Annotated in this window: 18 protein-coding genes; 12 read left to right on the top strand and 6 right to left on the bottom strand. The window is 73.7% G+C overall.

Annotated features, from left to right (window positions below):
• The first annotated feature begins 62 nt into the window (after positions 1-62).
• Entirely contained in the window at positions 63-497 is a 435-nt protein-coding gene (locus ABZ861_RS28955) for an ATP-binding protein (protein WP_361636131.1), read from the top strand.
• A 144-nt stretch (positions 498-641) separates the two neighbouring features.
• Here ABZ861_RS28955 and ABZ861_RS28950 read toward each other — a convergent pair whose 3' ends face one another.
• A complete protein-coding gene (locus ABZ861_RS28950) occupies positions 642-1013 on the bottom strand; it encodes a PRC-barrel domain-containing protein (RefSeq protein WP_361636128.1) in 372 nt (123 codons plus the stop codon).
• Positions 1014-1342: 329 nt separating this feature from the next.
• Here ABZ861_RS28950 and ABZ861_RS28945 point away from each other — a divergent pair, with 329 nt between their 5' ends.
• The 9 genes from ABZ861_RS28945 to ABZ861_RS28905 all read left to right on the top strand — a co-directional run bounded on the left by ABZ861_RS28945 (position 1343) and on the right by ABZ861_RS28905 (position 15442).
• Positions 1343-5617 (top strand): HAMP domain-containing protein, encoded by a 4275-nt coding sequence (locus ABZ861_RS28945; RefSeq protein ID WP_361636125.1) that lies wholly within the window; start codon positions 1343-1345, stop codon positions 5615-5617.
• Positions 5618-5781: 164 nt separating this feature from the next.
• On the top strand, positions 5782-6198 hold the full coding sequence (locus ABZ861_RS28940; RefSeq protein ID WP_361636122.1) for an STAS domain-containing protein: 417 nt from the start codon (positions 5782-5784) through the stop codon (positions 6196-6198).
• 573 nt (positions 6199-6771) lie between these two features.
• Positions 6772-7671, top strand: a complete 900-nt coding sequence (locus ABZ861_RS28935) for an STAS domain-containing protein (RefSeq protein ID WP_361636120.1) — start codon at positions 6772-6774, stop codon at positions 7669-7671.
• Positions 7668-8087 (top strand): STAS domain-containing protein, encoded by a 420-nt coding sequence (locus ABZ861_RS28930; protein WP_361636117.1) that lies wholly within the window; start codon positions 7668-7670, stop codon positions 8085-8087. The genes ABZ861_RS28935 and ABZ861_RS28930 overlap by 4 nt, the downstream gene beginning before the upstream one ends.
• Complete coding sequence (locus tag ABZ861_RS28925) at positions 8087-8527, top strand: anti-sigma regulatory factor (protein WP_361636114.1); 441 nt, start codon at positions 8087-8089, stop codon at positions 8525-8527. The genes ABZ861_RS28930 and ABZ861_RS28925 overlap by 1 nt, the downstream gene beginning before the upstream one ends.
• On the top strand, positions 8527-9597 hold the full coding sequence (locus ABZ861_RS28920; RefSeq protein ID WP_361636112.1) for a SpoIIE family protein phosphatase: 1071 nt from the start codon (positions 8527-8529) through the stop codon (positions 9595-9597). Before ABZ861_RS28925 ends, ABZ861_RS28920 begins: the two co-directional genes overlap by 1 nt.
• Positions 9594-11360 carry a GAF domain-containing SpoIIE family protein phosphatase gene (locus ABZ861_RS28915; RefSeq protein WP_361636110.1) on the top strand — a complete coding sequence of 589 codons (1767 nt, stop codon included), beginning with the start codon at positions 9594-9596 and terminating at the stop codon, positions 11358-11360. The genes ABZ861_RS28920 and ABZ861_RS28915 overlap by 4 nt, the downstream gene beginning before the upstream one ends.
• Before the next feature lie 348 nt (positions 11361-11708).
• Positions 11709-13073, top strand: coding sequence for an NAD(P)/FAD-dependent oxidoreductase (locus ABZ861_RS28910; protein ID WP_361636107.1), 1365 nt, complete (start codon positions 11709-11711; stop codon positions 13071-13073).
• A 146-nt stretch (positions 13074-13219) separates the two neighbouring features.
• On the top strand, positions 13220-15442 hold the full coding sequence (locus tag ABZ861_RS28905; protein ID WP_361636155.1) for an FUSC family protein: 2223 nt from the start codon (positions 13220-13222) through the stop codon (positions 15440-15442).
• A gap of 54 nt (positions 15443-15496) precedes the next feature.
• Here ABZ861_RS28905 and ABZ861_RS28900 read toward each other — a convergent pair whose 3' ends face one another.
• From ABZ861_RS28900 to ABZ861_RS28885, 4 genes are all read right to left on the bottom strand, one after another.
• Complete coding sequence (locus ABZ861_RS28900) at positions 15497-15937, bottom strand: hypothetical protein (RefSeq protein WP_361636104.1); 441 nt, start codon at positions 15935-15937, stop codon at positions 15497-15499.
• Between the two features lie 28 nt (positions 15938-15965).
• Entirely contained in the window at positions 15966-16805 is an 840-nt protein-coding gene (locus tag ABZ861_RS28895) for a DUF1206 domain-containing protein (protein ID WP_361636102.1), read from the bottom strand.
• A 275-nt stretch (positions 16806-17080) separates the two neighbouring features.
• Positions 17081-17944: a SigB/SigF/SigG family RNA polymerase sigma factor gene (locus ABZ861_RS28890; RefSeq protein WP_361636100.1), complete on the bottom strand. Its 864-nt coding sequence runs from the start codon at positions 17942-17944 to the stop codon at positions 17081-17083.
• A 233-nt stretch (positions 17945-18177) separates the two neighbouring features.
• Entirely contained in the window at positions 18178-18627 is a 450-nt protein-coding gene (locus ABZ861_RS28885; RefSeq protein ID WP_361636097.1) for an ATP-binding protein, read from the bottom strand.
• 188 nt (positions 18628-18815) lie between these two features.
• On the opposite strand from ABZ861_RS28885, the gene ABZ861_RS28880 reads away from it, so the two are divergent.
• Together ABZ861_RS28880 and ABZ861_RS28875 are read left to right on the top strand one after the other, a co-directional pair.
• On the top strand, positions 18816-19055 hold the full coding sequence (locus ABZ861_RS28880; RefSeq protein ID WP_361636094.1) for a hypothetical protein: 240 nt from the start codon (positions 18816-18818) through the stop codon (positions 19053-19055).
• A 443-nt stretch (positions 19056-19498) separates the two neighbouring features.
• Positions 19499-19951 (top strand): cyclic nucleotide-binding domain-containing protein, encoded by a 453-nt coding sequence (locus ABZ861_RS28875; RefSeq protein ID WP_361636091.1) that lies wholly within the window; start codon positions 19499-19501, stop codon positions 19949-19951.
• 83 nt (positions 19952-20034) lie between these two features.
• Here ABZ861_RS28875 and ABZ861_RS28870 read toward each other — a convergent pair whose 3' ends face one another.
• Positions 20035-21399, bottom strand: a complete 1365-nt coding sequence (locus ABZ861_RS28870; protein ID WP_361636088.1) for an MFS transporter — start codon at positions 21397-21399, stop codon at positions 20035-20037.
• Positions 21400-21557: the final 158 nt, after the last annotated feature.

Raw genomic sequence — 21557 nt, 5'->3', positions numbered from 1 at the left:
GAGCGGAGGGGACGCAGGACACGACGACGGACGCCCGGCTCACGCCGGGCCGGGAAGGCGCAATGGCAAGCGAGCCGCACAGGGACGACACACTGGCTGCCGAGGGGATTCCGAGCCGCACCGCCCGCTTCGCGGGCGAGCTTCACCATGTGACCGGCGCACGCCTCGCCGCCGAGGAGTTCCTCGACGACCTCGCGCGCACAAGCCTGCCGACCGCGCCCGAGCACTGGGACGACATCCTTCTGGTGGTCACCGAACTCGCCGCCAACGCCGTGCAGTACGCGCCCGGACCGTTCGTGCTGTGCATGCGCCGGACCTTCGACGGAGTGCACGTGACGCTGAGCGACACCAGCACCACGCCCCCCGAGCCGCGGCCCTTCCGTCCCAGCCACGGCGGCGGCGGGATCGGCTGGCATCTGGTGCACACCCTGTGCGACCAGGTGAGCGTCGTGGTGAACGAGGACGGCAAGGACGTCCACGTCTTCCTGCCCTGGTGAGCGCGCCGCCCCGGCAGGCCGGCGATCCCGCGCGCGGGGCCCCGCCCGGCGCGCGCCGATCGCCTTGCCGTAGTCGTTCCGTACTCGTGAGGTCGCGTGCCGCGCCCGCTTCCGTGTGGCAGCCGTGCTCGTGCGATGCGGCGCTTAGGCGGTGGCCTCCTCCCGCGGCGGCAGCCCGTGGTAGTACTCCCCCACGCGGGTCAGGTACTCCGGGTCCATGGTCTCGCTGTCGGTGCTGAAGCGGGGCGCCGCCTTGATCTCGGCGCGCGAGCACGACACCGTGATCCGGCGCTCGCCCGCCTCGATGCGGGCCACCACGCCGACGGGCACCAGCACGCTCCTGCCGAACACCCAGACGCCGGTGTCCACGACCAGATGCCGCATCGCGAAGTGACCCGCCTCACGGTCCACATGGCCGACGGTTCCGTCGTCGGCGACGACCGTGAAGCCCGTCAGGTCCATTCCCTCGGCATACGCCGCCTGCGGCGGGTACGACCAGATTCCGTCGATGCTCACGCTGCTCCTTCCTCCCCGGACTGTCGAATGGCGAAGCCGCCGGACCGGACGTGCGCCCGACCGGCTTCACCGCTCCGACTACCCTGCGGCGACGGTCGCACTCTGCGTGCCCAGCACCCTCCGCAGCGGATCGGAAGGCGGGCTCCGCGGGCCCCGCCCGTCCGTCCCGGAGGCTTTTGTCGGGCGCGGCGGCGGTGGGTTAGCCTTCGGCGTATTTTTCTCGGCGCGTGACCGCGTGACATGCGCGGTCGCACGCCGGGGCGCGGGCCGACGGGGTCCGGTGGGGTGGTCGAGCCCTCGTCGCCGAGGGCTCCTGGTGCGGGACGAGGATGCGCGTGACCAGCGACAAGACCGAGGTCATGGACGCCGTGCCGGGAGACCGGGAGCTGCGGCAGCTCCTGGCCGGGCTGACGGCCGTGCGGGACGGCGACTTCGGCACCCGGCTGCCCGAGGACGCGGACGGTCTCATGGGCGACATCGCGACCGTGTTCAACGGCATGGTCGACCAGCTCTCGGTGTTCACCTCCGAGGTGACCCGGGTCGCCCGCGAGGTCGGCACCGAAGGCACCCTCGGCGGGCAGGCGGAGGTGCCGGGCGTCTCCGGGACCTGGGCCGACCTGACGGACTCGGTCAACGCCATGGCGGGCAATCTGACCACGCAGGTCCGGGACATCGCCCAGGTGGCGACGGCGGTGGCCAAGGGCGACCTCTCGCAGAAGATCGACGTTCCCGCGCGCGGCGAGATCCTCCAGCTCAAGGAGACCGTCAACACGATGGTCGACCAGCTCTCCGCGTTCGCCGACGAGGTCACCCGGGTCGCCCGCGAGGTCGGCACCGAAGGCCGCCTCGGCGGCCAGGCCAAGGCGCCCGGGGTGGCCGGCGTGTGGCGGGACCTGACCGACTCCGTGAACTTCATGGCGGGCAACCTCACCAACCAGGTCCGCAACGTCGCCCAGGTGACGACGGCGGTCGCCAAGGGCGACCTCTCGCAGAAGATCACCGTGGACGCCCGCGGCGAGATCCTGGAGCTCAAGAACACCATCAACACCATGGTCGACCAGCTCTCCGCCTTCGCCGACGAAGTCACCCGCGTCGCCCGCGAAGTCGGCACCGAAGGCCGCCTCGGCGGCCAGGCCGACGTCAAGGGAGTCAAGGGCACCTGGCGGGACCTGACCGACTCGGTGAACTTCATGGCGGGCAACCTCACCGCGCAGGTCCGCAACGTCGCCCAGGTGGCGACCGCGGTCGCCGAGGGCGACCTCTCGCAGAAGATCACCGTGGACGCCCGCGGCGAGATCCTGGAGCTCAAGAACACCATCAACACCATGGTCGACCAGCTCTCCGCCTTCGCCGACGAAGTCACCCGGGTCGCCCGCGAAGTCGGCACCGAAGGCCGCCTCGGCGGCCAGGCCGACGTCAAGGGGGTCTCGGGCACCTGGAAGGACCTCACCGACAACGTCAACGTGATGGCGTCGAACCTGACCGGGCAGGTCCGCTCGATCGCCCAGGTCGCCACCGCCGTGGCGCGCGGCGACCTGTCCCGCAAGATCACCGTGGAGGCGAAGGGCGAGGTCGCCGCCCTGGCCGACGTGATCAACACCATGGTGGACACGCTGTCGGCGTTCGCGGACGAGGTCACCCGGGTCGCCCGCGAGGTCGGCACCGAAGGCCGCCTCGGCGGCCAGGCGCACGTGCCGAACGTGGCGGGCACCTGGAAGGACCTCACCGACAACGTCAACTCGATGGCGAACAACCTCACCGGCCAGGTGCGCAACATCGCGCTGGTGACGACCGCCGTGGCCCGGGGCGACCTGTCGAAGAAGATCGACGTGGACGCCCGCGGCGAGATCCTGGAGCTGAAGACGACCATCAACACCATGGTCGACCAGCTCTCCGCGTTCGCCGACGAGGTCACCCGGGTCGCCCGCGAGGTCGGCACCGAAGGCCGGCTCGGCGGCCAGGCCGAGGTGGAGGGCGTCTCGGGCACCTGGAAGCGGCTCACGGAGAACGTCAACGAGCTGGCGGGCAACCTGACCCGCCAGGTGCGGGCCATCGGCGCGGTCGCCAGCGCCGTCGCGGAGGGCGACCTCACCCGCTCGATCACCGTGGAGACGTCCGGCGAGGTGGCCGAGCTGAAGGACAACATCAACTCCATGGTGGAGTCCCTGCGCGAGACCACCCGGGCCAACCAGGAGCAGGACTGGCTCAAGACCAACCTGGCCCGGATCTCCAGCCTGGTGCAGGGCCACCGCGACCTGCCCGCGGTGGCCGAACTGATCATGGAGGAGCTGACCCCGCTGGTCTCCGCCCAGTACGGCGCCTTCTACCTCGCCGAGGACGGCGCGCGGGGGCCCGAGCTGCGCTTGGTCGGCTCCTACGGCCGTCCGGAGGAGGACGCCCGGCCCACCCGCTTCCTCTTCGGCCGCTCGCTGGTCGGGCAGGCCGCGCGCGGCCGCCGCGCCATCGCCGTCGACGAGCTGCCGCCCGGCTACGTGACGATCTCCTCCGGGCTCGGCCAGGCGGTCCCGGCCGCGCTGGTGCTGCTGCCGATCCTGTTCGAGGACCAGGTCCTCGGCGTGATCGAGCTGGCCTCGGTCACCGCGTTCACGCCGATCCACCGCGACTTCCTGGAGCAGTTGCGCGAGGCCCTGGGCGTCAACGTCAACACGATCGTGGCCAACGCCCGCACCGACGAGCTGCTGGACGAGTCGCAGCGGCTGACCGCCGAACTCCAGGTCCGTTCGGCCGAGTTGCAGTCGCAGCAGGAGGAGCTGCAACGCTCGAACTCCGAACTGGAGGTGAAGGCGTCGCTGCTGGCGGAGCAGAACCGCGACATCGAGGCGAAGAACCTCCAGATCGAGCAGGCCCGGCAGGAACTGGAGGCCCGCGCCCAGCAGTTGTCGCTGGCCTCCAAGTACAAGTCCGAGTTCCTGGCCAACATGAGCCACGAGCTGCGCACCCCGCTCAACAGCCTGCTCATCCTGGCCCAGTTGCTCGCCCAGAACCCCTCGCGCAACCTCACCCCGAAGCAGGTCGAGTACGCGGGCATCATCCACTCCGCCGGCAGCGACCTGCTCCAGTTGATCAACGACATCCTGGACCTGTCGAAGGTCGAGGCGGGCAAGATGGACGTCAGCCCCGAGCGGGTGTCGCTGAGCCGCCTCATCGAGTACGTCGAGGCCACCTTCCAGCCCATGACGACCCAGAAGGGGCTTCAGTTCGCGGTCCGCACCGCTCCGGGAGCGCCCGCGGACCTGCTCACCGACGACTCCCGGCTGCGCCAGATCCTGCGCAACCTGCTGTCCAACGCGGTGAAGTTCACCGAGCACGGCGGGGTCGAGCTGTCCATCGAGCCCTCGGCCGACGGCGAGGCGCCCCACGGCGCCGTCCGGGGCGGCCCCGTGGTCGCGTTCCAGGTGAAGGACACCGGCATCGGCATTCCGGAACAGCATCTGGAGTCGATCTTCGGGGCGTTCCAGCAGGCCGACGGCACCACGAGCCGCAAGTACGGCGGCACCGGACTGGGGCTGTCCATCACGCGGGAGATCGCCCATCTGCTCGGCGGTCACGTCGCCGTGGACAGCGTCCCCGGGCGGGGCAGCACGTTCACCCTCTATCTGCCGGTGGCGCGGCCGGAGTTCGAGGCGCTGCTCGGCGGCCGCCCGCGCAAGGAGCCGGCCGAGCTGGTCCCGGCCGCCCCGGCGGCGCTGCCCCCGGGCGTGCCGCTCGGGAACGGCGACCGGCAGCGCGCGCGCCGGCTGCTGATCGTGGAGGAACGGCCGCGCGGCCTGCTGACCCTGGTCGGCGAGAGCGTCGTCGCGGACGCCGCCCGGCTCGGCCCGGACGACGGCGCGGCGCCGCCGGTGGACGTCATCACGGCCGTCGGGGCGCGGGAGGCGGCCGGGGCGCTGGCGGCCGAGCCGTGCCACTGCGTGGTGCTGGACCTGGACATGCCCGAGGGCGAGGCGGCCCGTTTCCTCCAGGCGCTGGAGAGCGGCTCGGCGCCGGCGGGCGTGCCCGTGCTGGTGCACAGCGGCAGCCGTCCGGACGCGGCCCGGACCGAGGCGCTGCGCTCGCGCCGGGACGACGGGACGCTGGAGTTCCTCTCCAGCCTGGACGAGCTGCGCGAGCGGATCGCCCTGCACCTGTCGGCCGAGGAGCCCGGGGAGGTGCTGTCCCTGGTGCGGGCCGACGAGCCGCAGGAGCTGGCGCCGCCGGTCGACGCCGGTTTCCAGGGCCGCACGGTCCTGGTCGTCGACGACGACGCGCGCAACCTGTTCGCCCTGAGCGGCATCCTGGAGCTGCACGGGCTGCGGGTGCTGCACGCGGAGAACGGGCTCAAGGGCATCGAGACGCTGATCGCCAACCCCGAGATCGCGCTGGTGCTGATGGACGTGATGATGCCGGAGATGGACGGCTACACGGCCACCGCGGAGATCCGCAAGCTGCCGCAGTACGCGGCGCTGCCCATCGTCGCCGTCACCGCGAAGGCGATGCCGGGCGACCGGGAGAAGTCCCTGGCCTCGGGCGCGAGCGACTACGTCACCAAGCCCGTCGACACCCACGACCTGATCGCCTGCGTGCGGCGCTGGCTGTCGGCGTGAGCGCCCTCACCGCGTCCGGGGCGGTCGAGGGCCGTGGGGCGCTCGGAGCGCCGGTCATTCGAAGTGGTGTCCGCCATTCGAGTGCATGAGGGGGCCGTTCGGGGGTACGCGCGGGGCGCAGTGCGGGTGACCAGCACTGCTCGTCGCAGTACTTGGAGGTAGTCGTGTCGCTTGCCCAGAACCCGCTGTCCGTCGAGGTGACCGTGCCTCGGGAGGACATCGCCCTGCTCGTGGTCGAGGGCTACCTGGACGTCGACACCGCGACCGAGTTGCAGGCCCACCTGGCCAACCAGCTCCACCACGGCAGACTGCACTTCCTGCTCGATCTCACCGGGGTGCCCTTCATGGACTCTTCCGGCATGAACATCATCCTGCGGGTGTACCAGGAGGTGCGCGAGCGTCCGGGCAGCGTGCACATCGTCTCCCCCACGCCCGCGGTGCGGCGGATTCTCGACCTCACCGGCGTCAGCCTCACGGTGCCCGTGTCGGACTCCGTCGACGACGCGCTCGCCCTGGTCGGCGCGCAGAGCGGGACGCCGAGCGAGTCCGTGGCGGCCGCCGAGGGGCCGACCGGACGCTGAGCACCGGCCGGGCGGGGGCGCGGAGCGTCGAGGAACGCGACGACGCGGAGGCCGTCTGGCGGGCCGCGGGCGCCCCGCGGCGCGGCGCTCTCGCCCCCGGGCGCTCACGCCCCCGGCGCCGAAGCGCGGCGGAGGCGCCGCTTCCGTCGCGCTCCCGCATGAGCGGCGCCCCCGTGCGTCCGCAGGGGCGCCGCCCGTGGTCCCACGCGGGAGGGCAGAACCGCTCACCCGGTGGGGCCGAACCGCCCAGTGGGGCAAGCGGACCGGTGGGGCAAGCGGACCGCGTAGCAGGGCTGAGCGGACTACGCGGCGGGGCTGAGCGGACCACGCGGCGGGGCCGAGCGGACCGCACGCCCCGGCCGAAACGCCGCCGCCGGTCTCCGCTCGCGCCGCCGCGGAGGCCCGGACGCCCCGCTGTCAGGACGTCGTCCTCCGCCGCCCCCGCGGGCGCCGGACGCCGTGTCGCCGCAGGTGGCGCCGCCGCTACAGTGGGCGTCCGGCAAGAGTCATCGCCGTTGTCGTGGCCTCCAGCGGTTCCGAAGCGGTGCACCGCGGTAGAGGAGTTGAACGCACGTGCCGGAGCAGGAAACGGCGGAGCAGTACGGAACGCCCGCACGGGAGGCCGGGGAGTTCCTGCGCCGCCGCCGGGAGCAGATCGCCCAGCGGTGGGCCGAGGAGACCCTCTTCCGCACCGTGTTCACCGTCTCGCGCGACGAGGCGGTGGAGGCGGCCCGTACCGTGCTCGGCGCCCTGGCCGAGGTGGTCGCGTCCGGCCGGGCGGCGGACGCCGAGGCCGGCGGTTTCCTCGCGATGCGCGAGCAGTTGGCCAGGATGGCGGCCGCGCACAGCCGCACGGGCCTGACGCCCGCCCAGGTGTCCAACGAGGTGGAGGCCCTGCGCCCGCCCATGGTGGACATGCTGGTCGCCGAGCTGCCGGACGCCCCGGCGGCGCTGCTGCGGGAGTGCGCGGCGCTGCTGACCGTGGCGATGGGCACGCTGCGGCTGGTGGTGATGGAGACGGCACTCAGCGAGGGGCAGGCGGTCATCGACCGCCAGCGGCTCCAGTTGCTGGAGGTCGCCACGCCGGTCATCAAGCTCTGGGACGGCATCGTGGCCGTGCCGCTGATCGGGACGCTGGACAGCGCCCGCAGCCAGGTCGTGATGGAGACGCTGCTGGAAGCGGTCGTGGAACAGCAGGCGCACTTCGCGATCCTCGACATCACCGGGGTGCCGACGGTCGACTCGCTGGTGGCCCAGCACCTGATGAAGACCGTCGCGGCGGCCCGGCTGATGGGCGCGGAGTGCGTGGTCTCCGGCATCCGTCCCGCCATCGCGCAGACCATCGTCCACCTGGGCCTGGATCTGGGGACCGTCGTCACCCGCGCCACCCTCGCGGACGCCCTCGCCTACGCGCTGCGCACCCTGGACGCCGACTTGGCCCGCCCGGCGCCGAACGGTGCGGGTGACCGGTGACGCACGACTTCTCCCGGCCCGTCACCGGACACGTGCCGGTGCTGCGGCTCGGCGACGTGCTCCTGGTCACCCTCCAGGGAGATCTGTACGACAGCACGGCCGAACAGCTCCAGCAGGACATCGGCGAGGCCATCGCGCGCCACCAGGCCACGGGTGTGGTCATCGACGTGTCCGGCACGGAGATCGTCGACTCCTACTTCGGCCGGATCCTGGCGGAGATCGCGGCCAAGGCGGAGCTGCTGGCCGCGCAGACGGTGGTGGCCGGGATGCGTCCCGCGGTCGCGATCACCATGGTGGAGCTGGGCCTGACCCTGCCCGGACTGCGCACCGCGCTGACCGCCGAGCACGCCCTCAGCATGATCGGCGGCCGGGCGCCGTCGCCGCGACCAGGCGGCACACGCCCGGGGAGGCGGTGATGGAGACGGCGGCGGGAGTCGAGGCGTGCCTGCCGATCCGTTCGGACCGGGACCTGGTGTGGGTCCGCCAGCACGTGCGGCAGGCCGCCGCCCGGCTCGGCTTCGGCCTGGTGGACCAGACCAAGCTGGTCACCGCGGCCAGCGAACTGGCTCGCAACACCCTGGTGCACGGCGGCGGCGGCCGCATGACCGCGCAGGCGGTGACCGGCCGGCGGGCGCCCGGACTCAGGCTGGAGTTCCGCGACGAGGGGCCGGGCATCGCGGACCTGGACCGGGCGCTGACCGACGGCTACACCTCCAAAGGAGGGCTCGGCATGGGGCTGGGCGGCGCCCGGCGCCTGGTGCACGAGTTCGCCGTCGAGAGCGAGCCGGGGGTCGGCACGACGGTCACCGTGACCTCGTGGACGGTACGGCCGCCGCGTCCGCGTGAGGAGTTCTGATGCCGCGGGTGTGGGACGTGCCGGTGCACGACTCGACGCGAGTGCGCGACGCCCGGGTCGCCGCGGAGGCCGCCGCCGAGCTGGTCGGTCTGGACGAGGCGCGCACCGCGGCCGCCGCGCTGGTGGCGACCGAGCTGGCCACCAATCTGCTCAAGCACGCCGAAGGCGGCCAGGTCCTCGTGGACGTGGTCCCCGCGTCCGTGCTCCGCGCCGACGCGCGGGAGGAGGCGTTGGTGCAGATCACCGCGCTCGACCACGGTCCCGGCATGCCGGACGTGGCCGCCGCCCTGAGCGACGGCTACTCCACGGCCCGGTCGCTCGGCGCGGGCCTGGGCGCCTGCCGGCGCCTCGCCGACGACTTCGCCCTGTCCAGCGTGCCCGGCCGGGGCACGGTGGCGCTGGCCCGGATCGGCGCGGCCGCCGAGACCGACGGGACAGCCGCGGTGACGCGTCCGGAGCCCGCCGTGCGGGCCGGCGGGGTCAACGTCCCCTTCGCGGGCGCGGAGGACTCCGGCGACGCCTGGGCGTGGGTCCGCAACGGCGACCTGCTGACGCTGATGCTGGCGGACGGGCTCGGGCACGGCGGCCGCGCCGCCGAGGCGTCGTCCGCGGCGGTCGCCGCCCTGCGGCGCTTCGCCCACCTGCGGCCCGCGGAACTGCTCGGACGGCTGGACGCCGCGCTGCGCGACACCCGGGGCGCCGCCGTCGCGGTGGCGCAGCTCGACCTGGGCGCCGGGCGGCTGGCGTTCTGCGGGATCGGCAACATCGGGGCGCGGCTGCGCGAGGGCGACTCCTGGCGCCCGCTGCTGTCCCGGCCCGGGATCGTCGGCGCGCACCGCCCGGCGACGCTGCCGGAGACCGAGGCGGACTGGGGCCGGGACCGGATGCTGGTCCTGCACAGCGACGGGCTGCCCAGCCGCTGGGCGCCGCCGGAGCAGCCCGCCGCGCTGACGGCCGATCCGGCGGTGACCGCCGCCGTGGCCGTCCGCGACGCCAGGAGTCCCGCCCAGCCGGTACGGGACGACACCGCCGTCGCCGTCCTGGCCCAGTGCCCGCCGGAGCGCGCGTGATCCGCACCTGGCAGATCAGCGGCGCCGTCGACGCGGCTCGGGCCCGGATCGCCGCGACGCGGCTGGCCGCCGCCTGCGCGGCGCCCGCCTCGGAGCGCACCCGGCTTGCCGCGCTGCTCGGCGCCCGGCTGCGGCAGTGCCTGGCCGAGGGCGGCGGCTGGCGGCTCACCCTGGAGCTGCCCGAGAGCGGGAACGGCCAGGACGGGGAGCTGCTGCTGCATGTCACGCTGACCGGGGACGAGGAGTCGAGCGCCGCGTCGGCGCCGCCGTGGCGCACGTCCGTCGCCTGCCTGAAGCCTGCGGACGCCGCGGCCCGCGAGGCGCGGACGCCCGACGATCCGGCCGCGCTGGCCGGAGCGCTGCTGGGCGCCGACGAGGACACGGCGCTGGCGCTGGAGCGGCTGGCGGAGCAGGAGGAGCTGGTCGCCTTCCACCGGGAGGAGCTGCACCAGACCAACCAGGGCGTGCTGGCGCTGCACGCGGAGCTGGACGCGGCGGGCCGGGCCCAGCGTCTGGCGTTCGCCGCCGAGCGCAAGGCGCGCACCGAGGCGGAGCGGGCCCGGCGCCGACTGACGTTCCTGGCGGACGCCAGCGCCGTGCTGACCGCCTCGCTCAACCACGAGGAGATCGTGCGGCGGCTGCCGGACCTGCTGGTGCCGAGGTACGCCAGCGGCGGCAGCGTCGACGTATGGCTGTTCGACCAGGACGGGGGCGGGCTGCCGTCGTCGGCGCCTGCCCGCCCCCGTCCCGCCGCGGCCGTGCTCGCCGCCCGCAGCGGACGGCCGCAGTACGCCGCAGACCACCCCGGCGGGCTGCCGGGCGTGGACGACCAGCCGCCCTCGGCCCTTGATCCGGCACGGCCGCTGCTGTGCCTGCCGCTGCCCGCCCGCGGGGCGCCGCTGGGCGTGCTGACCCTGTCGCCGCCCGACGGCCGCTGGGACCCCGACGACGCCGTGATGCTGATCGAGCTGACCCGCCGGGCCGGCATCGCCATCGACCACGCGCGGCGTTTCGAGCACAGCCGGGACATCGCCGAGACGCTGCAACGCGCGCTGCTCACCGAGCTGCCGGCCGCGCCGGGCCTGGGGCTGGCCGCCCGCTACCTGCCCGCCACGCACGGACTGAACGTCGGCGGCGACTGGTACGACGCGTTCCGGCAGCCCGACGGGAGCGTGGTCACCGTCGTCGGCGACGTCACCGGACACGGACTGCACGCGGCCGTGATGATGAGCCAGTTGCGCACAGCGCTGCGCGCGTACGCGGTTGACGGCGGCAGTCCCGGCCGGCTGCTGACCCGGCTGCACGAGTTCCTGCACCGTCTCCAGCCGGACCTGTTCGCCACCGCGGTCATCGCCCGCATCCACCCGGACGAGCCCACGCTCACCTGGGCCGCGGCGGGGCATCCGCCGCCGGTGCTGCGCCTGCCGGACGGGCGGGTGCGGATCCTGGACGCCAAGCCGGGGGCGATGCTCGGCCTGCCGCTGCGCCAGGAGATCGCCGAGCACACCGAGCCCCTCTCCCCCGGCTCGACGCTGGCGCTGTACACCGACGGCCTGGTGGAGCGGCGGGCGCAGGGCATAGACCCGGGCATCGAGCGCCTGGCGGCGGCGCTCGGCGGGTTCGGCTCAGCGGACCTGGACGCCGATCTGCCGGGCTGCGCCGACCGCATCCTGGACCCGCTGCTCAGCGACTCCGAGCGCGACGACGACGTGTGCCTGCTGCTCTGCCACCTCGACGGCCGCACCGCCGCCGTGTCCGGCTGACCCGGCGGCGACCGGGTCACGCGCCACACGGGCGGCACACGGGCGGGACGCGCGGGCCACGTCCCGGCCGCGGCACTTCGCCGCGATAGACCGCGCGGCCTGGGGAACTCACGTGGACGGGACGTGCCGTCCGGCCCTCCCGGTGCGGTCGCCCCCGTGCGGCCGCGGCCGGATGCGGGCATCGTGGTGATCGGCGCGCGGCCCCGGCCGTCGTGCCCGGCCCCGTGCCCCGTCAGCGGGCGCCGGCGGCACGCCGGGACCGAGGAAGAGGTGCGAGAGCAGCGATCCAGGGGCAGGCGCATGGTCGTCGAGGCAGACCGCCTGGAGCCGCAGAAGGGATGAAACACCGTGACACGACCCAGGATCCTGGTAGTGGGCGCAGGCTTCGCCGGGGTGGAGTGCGTGCGCCGCCTGGAGCGCAGGCTCGCCCCCCACGAAGCCGACGTCACCCTGGTGACGCCGTTCGCCTACCAGCTCTATCTGCCGCTGCTGCCCCAAGTCGCCTCCGGGGTGCTGACGCCCCAGTCGATCGCCGTCTCCCTGCGCCGCAGCAGGAAGTACCGCACCCGGATCCTCCCGGGCGGCGCCGTCGGCGTGGACCTCCAGGCCAAGGTCTGCGTGATCCGCACCATCACCGACCAGATCGTCAACGAGCCGTACGACTACATCGTGCTGGCCCCCGGCAGCATCACCCGCACCTTCGACATCCCGGGCCTGACCGATCACGCCTTCGGCATGAAGACGCTCGCGGAGGCCGCGTACGTCCGGGACCACGTCATCACCCAGCTCGACCTGGCCGACGCCAGCACCGACCCGGCGGAGCGCGCCTCGCGGCTCCAGTTCGTGGTGGTCGGCGGCGGCTACGCGGGCACGGAGACGGTCGCCTGCCTCCAGCGGCTGACGCACGCCGCGGTCAAGCGCTACCCGCGGCTGGACCCGGGGCTGATCAAGTGGCACCTGATCGACATCGCGCCGAGGCTGATGCCGGAGCTCGGCGAGAAACTGGGCCGGGCCGCCCAGGAGGACCTGCGCCGGCGAGGCGTCGACATCGCGCTGGGCGTGTCCATCGCCAAGGCCGGACCGGAGGAGGTCACCTTCACCGACGGCCGCGTGGTGCCCACCCGCACGCTGATCTGGACCGCGGGCGTGGCGGCCAGTCCGCTGATCGGCAACCTGGGCGCGGAGACGATCCGCGGACGGCTCGTGGTGACCCCGGAGATGGCCCTGCCCGGCCACGACGGGGTGTTCGCGCTCGGCGACTCCGCCGCCGTGCCCGACCTGGCGACGGGCGACGGCGCGATCTGTCCGCCGACCGCCCAGCACGCCCAGCGGCAGGGCAAGCGGGTCGCGGAGAACGTCATCGCGACCCTGCGCGACGAGCCGACGCGGCCGTACGTGCACAAGGATCTGGGCCTGGTGGTGGACCTGGGCGGCGCGGACGCGGTCGCCAAGCCGCTGGGCATCGACCTGCACGGGCTCCCCGCGCAGGTGGTGGCCCGCGGCTACCACCTGGCGGCGCTGCGCACGTACGTGGCGCGCACCAGGACCGCGACGAACTGGGTGCTCAACGCGGTGGCGGGCGACGACTTCGTGCGCACCGGCTTCCAGGCCCGCAGGGCGGCCCGGCTGAAGGACTTCGAGTACACCGACGCCTATATGACGACCGACCAGGTGCGCGAGCACGTCGAGAAGACGATGTCCCCCGCACGGTGACTCCGGGCGGGACTTCTCCCGCGCCCACGGCCGGGCCGCGGCCAGCGGCCCGGCCGTGACGTGCGATGCTGGAGAAGAGGATCATCCCGGGGTACGGAAGAGAGTGCGGCGGCGTGAGTGCGGCGGAGGGCTCGGTCCTGACACGGCTGCGGGATCGCGTCACAGCGTCCGATCCCGGTCTGCTGCGGCTGGCCGCGGGATCGCGGACGGCCGGCTCGATCGCGCTGACGCTGGCCGTGCTGGGCCTGCTGCGCGTACCCGTCCCGCACCTGGTGGCCGGGGCGCTCGGGTCGATGGTGGCCGCCTTCGCCATCCGGGAGAACCAGCGCTCGCGGCAGGCGGTCACCCTCGGCCTGGGACTGCTCGTCGCGCTGGCGTCGGTGTCGCTGGGCTCGCTGCTGAACAGCCGCGTGGTGGCGGGAGACCTCTTCTTCCTCGCCCTGATCTTCTGCGCGGTCTACAGCCGCCGCTTCGGCGACCGCGGCTACGCGCTGGGCCTGATCGCCTTCCAGATCTACTTCATGTCCGTGTTCGTCGGCGTGAGCGTCGCGACGCTGCCGAGCCTGTGCATCGTCGTCGCCGTCGCGTTCGCGTGCAGCGCCCTGGTCCGCTTCGTGATCGTCTACGAGACTCCGGCGGGCATCCTGCAACGGCTGCGCGAGGCTTTCCGGGTGCGTCTGGCCCAACTGGTGCGCGCGCAGCTCGAACTGCTGGACGCCGGGCCCGGCGAGGTGGACAAGGCGCTGGAGGACGTGCGCCAGGGCACCGCCCGGCTGCACGAGACGGCCCTGATGATCCAGGGGCGGCTGGAGGAGGGCACCGCCGACGCGGCCGCGGCGCGGACGGTGCAGCGGCGGATCGCGGGCGCCGAGGTCGCCGCCGAGCGTCTCGGTCTGCTCCTGCTGACCGCCCGCAGCAGCCGGCGGGCCGACACGCTCACCCTGCACCTGCCCGGCGCTCGGATCCCCTCGGGCGGCCACGCACCGGTGCGCGAGGAGGCGACCGACGTCCTGCGCCGCGACATGGAGGCGCTGGGCATGCTCGTACTGCGGCCCGTCGGCGAGGGCGGCGGGACCGCGATGGCCCATGTGCGCAACCGGCTGCTCGGCTACCGCGAGGAGGAGAGCCTGCCGCCGGCCTCCCCGGCCGTGCAGGACGTCTTCCGCGGGATCGGCGAGGCCGCGCGGGCGGCGATGGGGCTGCGGGTCGCCCTGGACGCGACGGCGGACGACGAGTCCGACGACAGCCCGGCCACCACGCGGTCCCGGGAGGAGCTGGACGCGGAGAACGCCTCCATCCAGGTCGCCGAGGAGGGCGAAGAAGAGCAGAAGGCGCCCCTGACCGGTTGGCAGCGCCCGACCACGCGGGCCGCGGCGCAGGTCGCGCTGGGCTCGGCCCTGGCCATCGCCGGCGGCGAGTTCCTGTCCAGTCAGCGCTGGTACTGGGCGGTGCTGACCTGCTGGATCGTCTTCCTCAACACCTCGTCGACGGGCGAGATCCTGGTGAAGGGGTACCGGCGGCTGCTGGGCACCGTGCTCGGCGTGGTGGCCGGCATCGTCCTGGCCGGTCTGGTCGGGCCGCACACCTGGACGGCGCTCGCGCTGGTGCTGGCGTTCGTGTTCGCGATGTTCTACACGGCCCCGCTGTCGTACACGCTGATGTCCTTCTTCGTCACGGCGGCGCTGGGCCTGCTGTACACGCTGCTGCACACCTACAGCCTGGCGGTGCTGGTGCTGCGCGTGGAGGAGACGGCGCTGGGCGCGGCCTGCGGCGTCATCGCGGCCGCCGTGGTGCTGCCGGTGCACACCGAACGCCGGACGAACGAGCTGCTGGCCACGGTGCTGGACCGGCTGGCCGAGGTGACCGGCGCCGCGGTCGACCAGCTCAGCGGCGGCCCGCACACGGACCTGCTGCTGCGGGCCCGCGGCCTGGACGGGGCGCTGAGCAACCTGCGGTCGGCGGTGCAGCCGCTGACGCATCCGATCACCCCGATGCGGGCCCGGCGCAGCGCCGCGCAGCACGTCGTCGCGCTCCTGGAGACCTGCGCCTACCAGGCGCGGGCGCTGGCCGCGACGGCCGAGCTGCTGCCAACCCACCCCTCGATCGCCGCGGATCCCCGGCTGCGCGCCGCGGGCCGCCGGATCACGCACAACATCGCGGCGCTCGCCGCCCATGTCGCCGACGGCGCCAGCCCGGCCGAGCTGGAGACGAGTCCGAGCATCGCCTCCCTACTGGAGTCGGGAGCGGCGGCCGCCCCCCACTACGGCAGCATCACCCACCGGGTGCTGCGCTATCTCCTGCGCCTGGACGAGTCCGTGGTCGGTCTGGCCCGCCCCCTGGGGGTCAGGACGCCGACTCCCCCGCAATGAGAAGCCCGCGAGGAGAAGAGGGCCCCGCGCCAGACGTCGGCGGGGGCCCTCCTCTCAGAAGTCGGTCGGCAGGTCGCTGGCCTCGGCGATGCCGCGCAGCTCCTCTGTCTCCCGATGGCGGTCGCGGATGTAGTCGGCGATCTCGGTCAGCCGCGAGGGGTCGGAGGCCGTCTCGGCGTCGGTGACGACCCGGACCGGGCCGGTCTCCTCGATGTCCAGCACGACCAGCTCGTTGTCCAGCCGGCCGGTGACCGCGGTGGCGATCACCAGGGCCGCCTCGTCCCGGATCTCCTGCGGCAGGCCCTGTGCCTGCGGGCCGTCCAGCGGGAAATCCGTCGTGGGCACACCCTGTTCGCTCTGTTCGTGGATGGCCCGGAGCACCGGGTCCACGACGGTGAGCAGAAGCTCGTAGTCTTCCTCGGGCATCCGGATCCGCAGGAGGTCGAGATAGACCTCCACGGCCCGGTCGTCTGGGGGAAGCTCGTCTTCGTTCATCTGCTCCGTGTTCCCCGGCCGCCGCCGCTCAGACGCGGCGCCAGCGTGCGAGTGCGAACGAGAACAGGCCGAACAGCATCAGACCGGCCGCGACCAGCACCAGCAGCCACGGTCCGGCAGGCGTTCCGGCGAAGGAACGCAAAGTGTCGTCCATCCCCTTGGCCTGCTTGGGCTGGTACTCGACGGCGGCCCGGACCGCGAAGACGCCCGCCGTCGCGAAGATCAGCCCGCGGGCGAGGCCGCCGCCCACGCCGGTGACGTCCACCAGCCGGCGCGTGTTCTGGGACATCTCGCCGAGCCGGAGCTTGTCGCGGTACTTGCGCCGCACCGCCTGCACGCCCACCCATACGCCCGCCAGCGCGACGCCGACTCCCACGGCGCCGACCAGCCACTGCCCGGCGGGCAGGCCCATGGCCTGGGCGGTCAGGTCCCGGGACTGCTTGTCGCTGGACCGGCTCCCGCCGTATCCGGCGGCGAAGGACAGCACGGACCAGGCGACCGAGACGTAGAAGACGCACCGGACGGCCGCCAGGGCCCGCTTGCCCGCCTTGTCGCCGTCGGGTCCCGCGGAGCCGAACACCACCTCCGACAGCCGCCACAGCGCCATCCCCGCCACGCCGATCCCCAGCGCCCACAGCAGGACGTCGCCGAACGGCTGCTGGGCGATCGTGGCGAGCGCGCCGCCCCGGTCGGCCTGGTGGCTGCCGTCGCCGAACGCGACCCGCAGCGCGAGCACGCCGACCAGCAGATAGATCACGCCGCGCGCGGTCAGTCCCGCCCGCGCGGCCACCTCTGTGACCGAGCCCTTGGCCGCCCGCCGGGCGCGCGTCTTCCAGGGCCGGGCGAGGGCACTCGTCTGGGTATCCACTCTCCACCTCCGGCCCTGCGGATGCCCCGCTTGGCCCGGGGCACGCGCCCCGTGCACGGCGAAGCCGCCCGGGGCCGCTTCGGGCGGGCCCACGGGCGGCTTCGCCGCACGTCCGGAACGTGCGTCCGGAACCGGGTGCTCCGGGCGTCCCGCCGTGCGTCGGGGGCGGGCCCGGACGCGCGGCGGGACGCGGCGTCCGCCGCCGGGCGAGGGCCGAGGCGGCCAGATCAGGCGGCGGACGGATCAGACGGCGGACGGTGCAGGCGGCGGACGGTTCAGGCGCCGGTCGGGCGCCGTCCGTCTCCGCGCCGCGTCGCGCGCTCGGTCATCACCTCGTCGCGCACTCGCGCGCAACTGCGGCTGATCAGCCGGGAGACGTGCATCTGGGAGATGCCGAGCTTGTCGGCGATCCTGCTCTGGGTCATGTCCTCGAAGAAGCGCATGTAGAGGATGGCCCGTTCCCGCTCGGGGAGCCGGCGCAGCCCCTCCTTGGCGGACTCGCGGTCGACGACGACGTCGTAGGAGGAGTCGGCCGCGCCGAGGGTGTCGGCCAGGCTGTAGCCGTCGGCGCCCGTCGACAGCTCGGCGTCCAGGGACAGCGTGCTGAAGCTGTCCAGCGCCTCCATCCCGGCGTGCACCTCGTCCTCGGTGAGCCCGGTGTGCGCGGCGACGGCCGCGGCCGAGGGCTCGGGGCTGCCGGGGTTTTGGGTGAGTTCGCGACGCGCCACGCGCACCTTGTTGCGCAGCTCCTGCACCCGGCGGGGCACGCGCAGCGCCCACATCCGGTCGCGGAAGTGACGCTTGACCTCGCCGGTGATGGTCGGCACGGCGTAGCTCTCGAAGGCGCCGCGGTCCGGGTCGAACCGGTCGACCGCCTTGACCAGGCCGAGGGCGGCCACCTGCCGCAGGTCCTCGATGGACTCTCCGCGGTCGCGGAACCGGCCCGCGATGCGGTGGGCCATGGGCAGCCACAGGCTCACGAGTTCGTCGCGCACCGCGTCGCGCTCGGGGTCGCCGTCGAGTTCGGCGAGGCGGCGGAAGAGCGCTTCGGTGTCGGGTGCGTCCTCGTGCGGGCGGCGGTTGGGGGGCGACTGGCCTTGGGGGGCTTCGGGACGGTCTGCCGGTGTGTCGATGAGCATGCGGATTCGCTCCTGAAGGCTGGTTTCAGGGAATGACCGCGGAAGGGGGCTGCCCGGAATCGACCAAGAGGGGCCGCCGGGGCGGCCATGCCGCTCCCGCTGGCGCGCCTCCGGTCCGAAGCACGATGGTTCGTCTGCCCAGCGTCAGGAGGAACAAACTCCGCTTTCTGTGATTCTTGGCGTCGGGTCCCCGCCGCTCGGGCGCCGTCTCCCGGCTCGGGGCCCCGGATCGATCAGTTCAGGGGGACGACGGCGCTGATGCACTTGCCGCCGGAGGGCAGGTCGCGGACCTGCACGTCACGGGCGAGACGGCACACCAGGGGCCAGCCGCGCCCGCCGGGCCGCAACCGGCCCTGCGGGTCCTCCGGCGGCCGGAGGACCGGCAGCCGGTCGCTGCGGTCGCTCACGCACACCCGTACGCCGCGGCCGACCACGTCGACGTGGAAGTCGGTCACCCCGCCGCCGTGCAGGATGGCGTTGGCGGTGAGTTCGGAGGCGACGAGCTGGGCGTCGCACAGGGCGTGCGCGTCGCACGGGGTCCGGTCGGCCCCGCAGCACTCGGTGATCGCCCGCTCCACCGCCCGGCGGGCGTCGGCCGGTCTGCACGGTGCGGCGACGGGGGCGGTGCCGGGGGAAGCGTCGGCAGCGGCGCCGACGAAGGTGGTCCTGCGCCTCTCGCACATTTCCTGGCTCCCTGGACGGTGACGTTGGTGACGTTGAGGAGGGCGCCGGACCGGGGCACGAGGTCCACGCCCGGTCTCAGCCCCGCACAGCCGCTTCTGTTCGGCTAGCCGCTCCGGGCGCCTCCAAACATCGACTCCGACGGCCGCCGGAGTCGTCATGTGCCCGCCAGGCGGGTAAAGGAGACGGCATGGCCGAAGTCGTGGACTCAGACGAACTGCTGCGGCGGATCCAGCGCGCCCGGTCCTTCGCCGAGCAGGAGAAGGAGCGGTGGCGCGTACACCGCGGCGGCATCACCCCGGACGCCCCGGACGCCCCGGACGCCCCGGACGACAGCCGCGAGGCCGCCGTGCGCGCGCTGGCGTACGAGGCGGTCCTGCGGGTGCTGGACGAGATCGTCGCCCCCGGCAGACATCCGGAACCGGACTGACGGCCCCGTAAAGAGACCCGCGGTGACGGCGCCTGAGCGGCGGCCCCCGACCGACGGCGCTCACGGGGCGTGAGTGAAACGGATCACGCGGGCGCTCCCGGCCGTGGAAAACGGCCCCCAGTGGTTTATGGTTCACCTATACGCGGCGACGGGGTCGAGCTTCGCACTCCCCCGGCGCCGTCGCATACGGCCCTGGCTGGTCTCCCCCGTCCAGCCAGGGCTTTCTCATGCCCGCGGGCCGTTCATCCCGTGTCATCCCGTGTCGTGCCGGGCTCCCGGGGCCTGATCCCCCCGTAAGACCCCAGTGCCGCGACTACCGCACCGGCCAGGCGCGCGACCGCCGGTGAGGGGCGCGGCCGCCAAGGTGCTCGGGGGGCTTGGAGCGGCTGAAATGGGGCGTAGGCACATGCGCGGAACCCATCGCCGGCGAGGAGCCCCTGGCCATGACCAAAGAGATCAAACTGCTCACCGCCCTCCCCTACAAGCAGCGCGAGCGCCTGATGGAACTGGCGAAGGAGGTCTCGTTCGCCGAGGACGCCCGGATCTTCGAGGCGGGCGGCACGGCCGACCGCTTCTGGGTCATCCGGTCCGGGGCCGTGCACCTCGACCAGCAGGTCACCTCGATGCGCCGGGTGACGGTGGCCAGTCTGGGCGCGGGCGACCTGCTCGGCTGGTCCTGGCTTTTCCCGCCTTACCGGTGGGACTTCGGGGCCGAGGCGTTCAGCCGGGTGCGCGCCTACGAGTTCGACGGCTCGGCGGCGCTGGCGCTGAGCGTGGAGGACCCGCTCCTCGGTCTGTCCCTGGTGCGCACGGTCGCGGAGATCCTGGCCCGCCGCCTCGAACTGACCCGGGGACGGCTCCTGGAGCAGTACACGATCCCCCGGCGCGGACTGTAGGGCCGCGCGGCGGCGGGCTCCTGGCGGCCGCCGTGCGGCGCGCGCCGGTCCGGAGGCCGTTTCGGCGCGGCCGTGGGGCGGCTTCAGACGCGGTAGCGGCGCAGCGCCGGCATGGCCGCGGCCATGCCCAGCATCAGCACGACCACCAGCAGACCGCCCCCCGTCGTGGCGGCCCGCGGGCCGAAGAGCGAGCCGGCCGTGCCGTGCAGCACGTCCGCCAGGCGCGGGCCACCCGCCACCACGACCGTGAACGCCCCCTGCATGCGGCCGCGCATCTCGTCGGTGGCGGCGGACAGCAGGATCGCGCTGCGGAAGACCATGGACACCATGTCGGCGACGCCCGCGGCGGCCAGGAAGGCAACGGCGACCCAGAGGTTGCGGCTCACTCCGAGCCCGGCGACGGCCGCGCCCCAGGCGGTGACCGCGCCGATGACCATCCAGCCGTGCCGGCGCGCCCGGGAGAAGACGCCGGAGAACAGGCCGCCGAGCACCGCGCCGATGGGGATCGCCGCGAACAGCAGGCCGAGCGCCAGGCCCTCGCCGTAGGGGGCGTAGGTCTCGGCGGCGAGCTGCGGGAACAGGGCGCGGGGCATGCCGAAGACCATGGCGATGATGTCGGCGAGGAAGGACAGCAGCAGCACCTTGCGGCCGGCCATGTAGCGGAACCCGTCAGCGATCTCGCGCACGCCCGCCCGGCGGCTGGCGGCGCCCGTCAGCGGCGGCAGCGCGGGCAGGCGCAGCACGGCCCACACCGTGACGCACAGGGCGACCGCGTCGACGAGGTACAGCGCGGACAGCCCGATCACGGGTATCAGCGCGCCGGCCAGCAGCGGCCCGGCCACCAGGCCGGTCTGCATCACCGTGGAGCTGAGGGCGTTGGCCGCGGGCAGCTCCTCCTCGGGGACCAGCCGGGCGATGGAGGCGTTGCGCGCCGGGGCGTTCAGGCCGAAGAACGCCTGCTGGAAGGCGAGCAGCACCATCAGCACCAGGACCGAGTCGAGCCCGGTCAGCGCCTGCACCCAGAACAGCAGCGAGGTGACGGCGATGCCGGCGTTGGTGACCAGCAGCAGCTTGCGCCGGTCGACGGTGTCGGCGATCGCGCCGCCCCAGAGGGCGAACACCACCATGGGCGCCAGTCCGGCGAGGCTCGCGTAGCCGACCCAGGCCGAGGAGCCGGTGATGTCGTAGATCTGCTTGGGCACGGCGACGGCGGTGAGCTGGCTGCCGACCGCGGTGACGATGCTGGACGACCACAGGCGGCGGTAGGCGGGGTGGCGCAGCGGACGCGTGTCCATGGCCCAGCGGCGCCAGCCGCGCCGGACGGGGTCGGCGGCGCGGCCGGCGCCGCCGGTCTCCGCGCCGGTCTCCGCCGGGGTCCGGTCCTGGGCCCCGGCGCGCGTGCGGGCCTCGGGCGGGATGCTGCTGTCGGTGGTGTCGCTGGTGTCCACGGTCTTCCTATGTGCTCGCTACATCTTGTGTATGGCGTTCACTATCCCAGGACAAGCGGCGGTCACGAAGCCCCTGGTCCGGACGGGGCCGCAGGTGTGCGGATTCTGCGAAGGTCTGTCAGGTGTGGCGGGAGGCCGGTTTCGCCCCGGCGTCGTCC

Origin of the sequence: Streptomyces sp. NPDC046985, from assembly GCF_040644415.1 — a bacterium.
GTDB lineage: Bacteria > Actinomycetota > Actinomycetes > Streptomycetales > Streptomycetaceae > Streptomyces.
This window is presented reverse-complemented; position numbering and strand designations above follow the sequence as displayed.

Bases quoted from the DNA above. Each gene is read 5' to 3' on its own strand.
- ABZ861_RS28955 (WP_361636131.1), top strand. From the start codon at position 63: ATGGCAAGCGAGCCGCACAGGGACGACACACTGGCTGCCGAGGGGATT.
- ABZ861_RS28945 (WP_361636125.1), top strand. From the start codon at position 1,343: ATGCGCGTGACCAGCGACAAGACCGAGGTCATGGACGCCGTGCCGGGA.
- ABZ861_RS28925 (WP_361636114.1), top strand. From the start codon at position 8,087: ATGGAGACGGCGGCGGGAGTCGAGGCGTGCCTGCCGATCCGTTCGGAC.
- ABZ861_RS28920 (WP_361636112.1), top strand. From the start codon at position 8,527: ATGCCGCGGGTGTGGGACGTGCCGGTGCACGACTCGACGCGAGTGCGC.
- ABZ861_RS28900 (WP_361636104.1), bottom strand. From the start codon at position 15,937: ATGAACGAAGACGAGCTTCCCCCAGACGACCGGGCCGTGGAGGTCTAT.
- ABZ861_RS28890 (WP_361636100.1), bottom strand. From the start codon at position 17,944: ATGCTCATCGACACACCGGCAGACCGTCCCGAAGCCCCCCAAGGCCAG.
- ABZ861_RS28885 (WP_361636097.1), bottom strand. From the start codon at position 18,627: ATGTGCGAGAGGCGCAGGACCACCTTCGTCGGCGCCGCTGCCGACGCT.
- ABZ861_RS28880 (WP_361636094.1), top strand. From the start codon at position 18,816: ATGGCCGAAGTCGTGGACTCAGACGAACTGCTGCGGCGGATCCAGCGC.
- ABZ861_RS28875 (WP_361636091.1), top strand. From the start codon at position 19,499: ATGACCAAAGAGATCAAACTGCTCACCGCCCTCCCCTACAAGCAGCGC.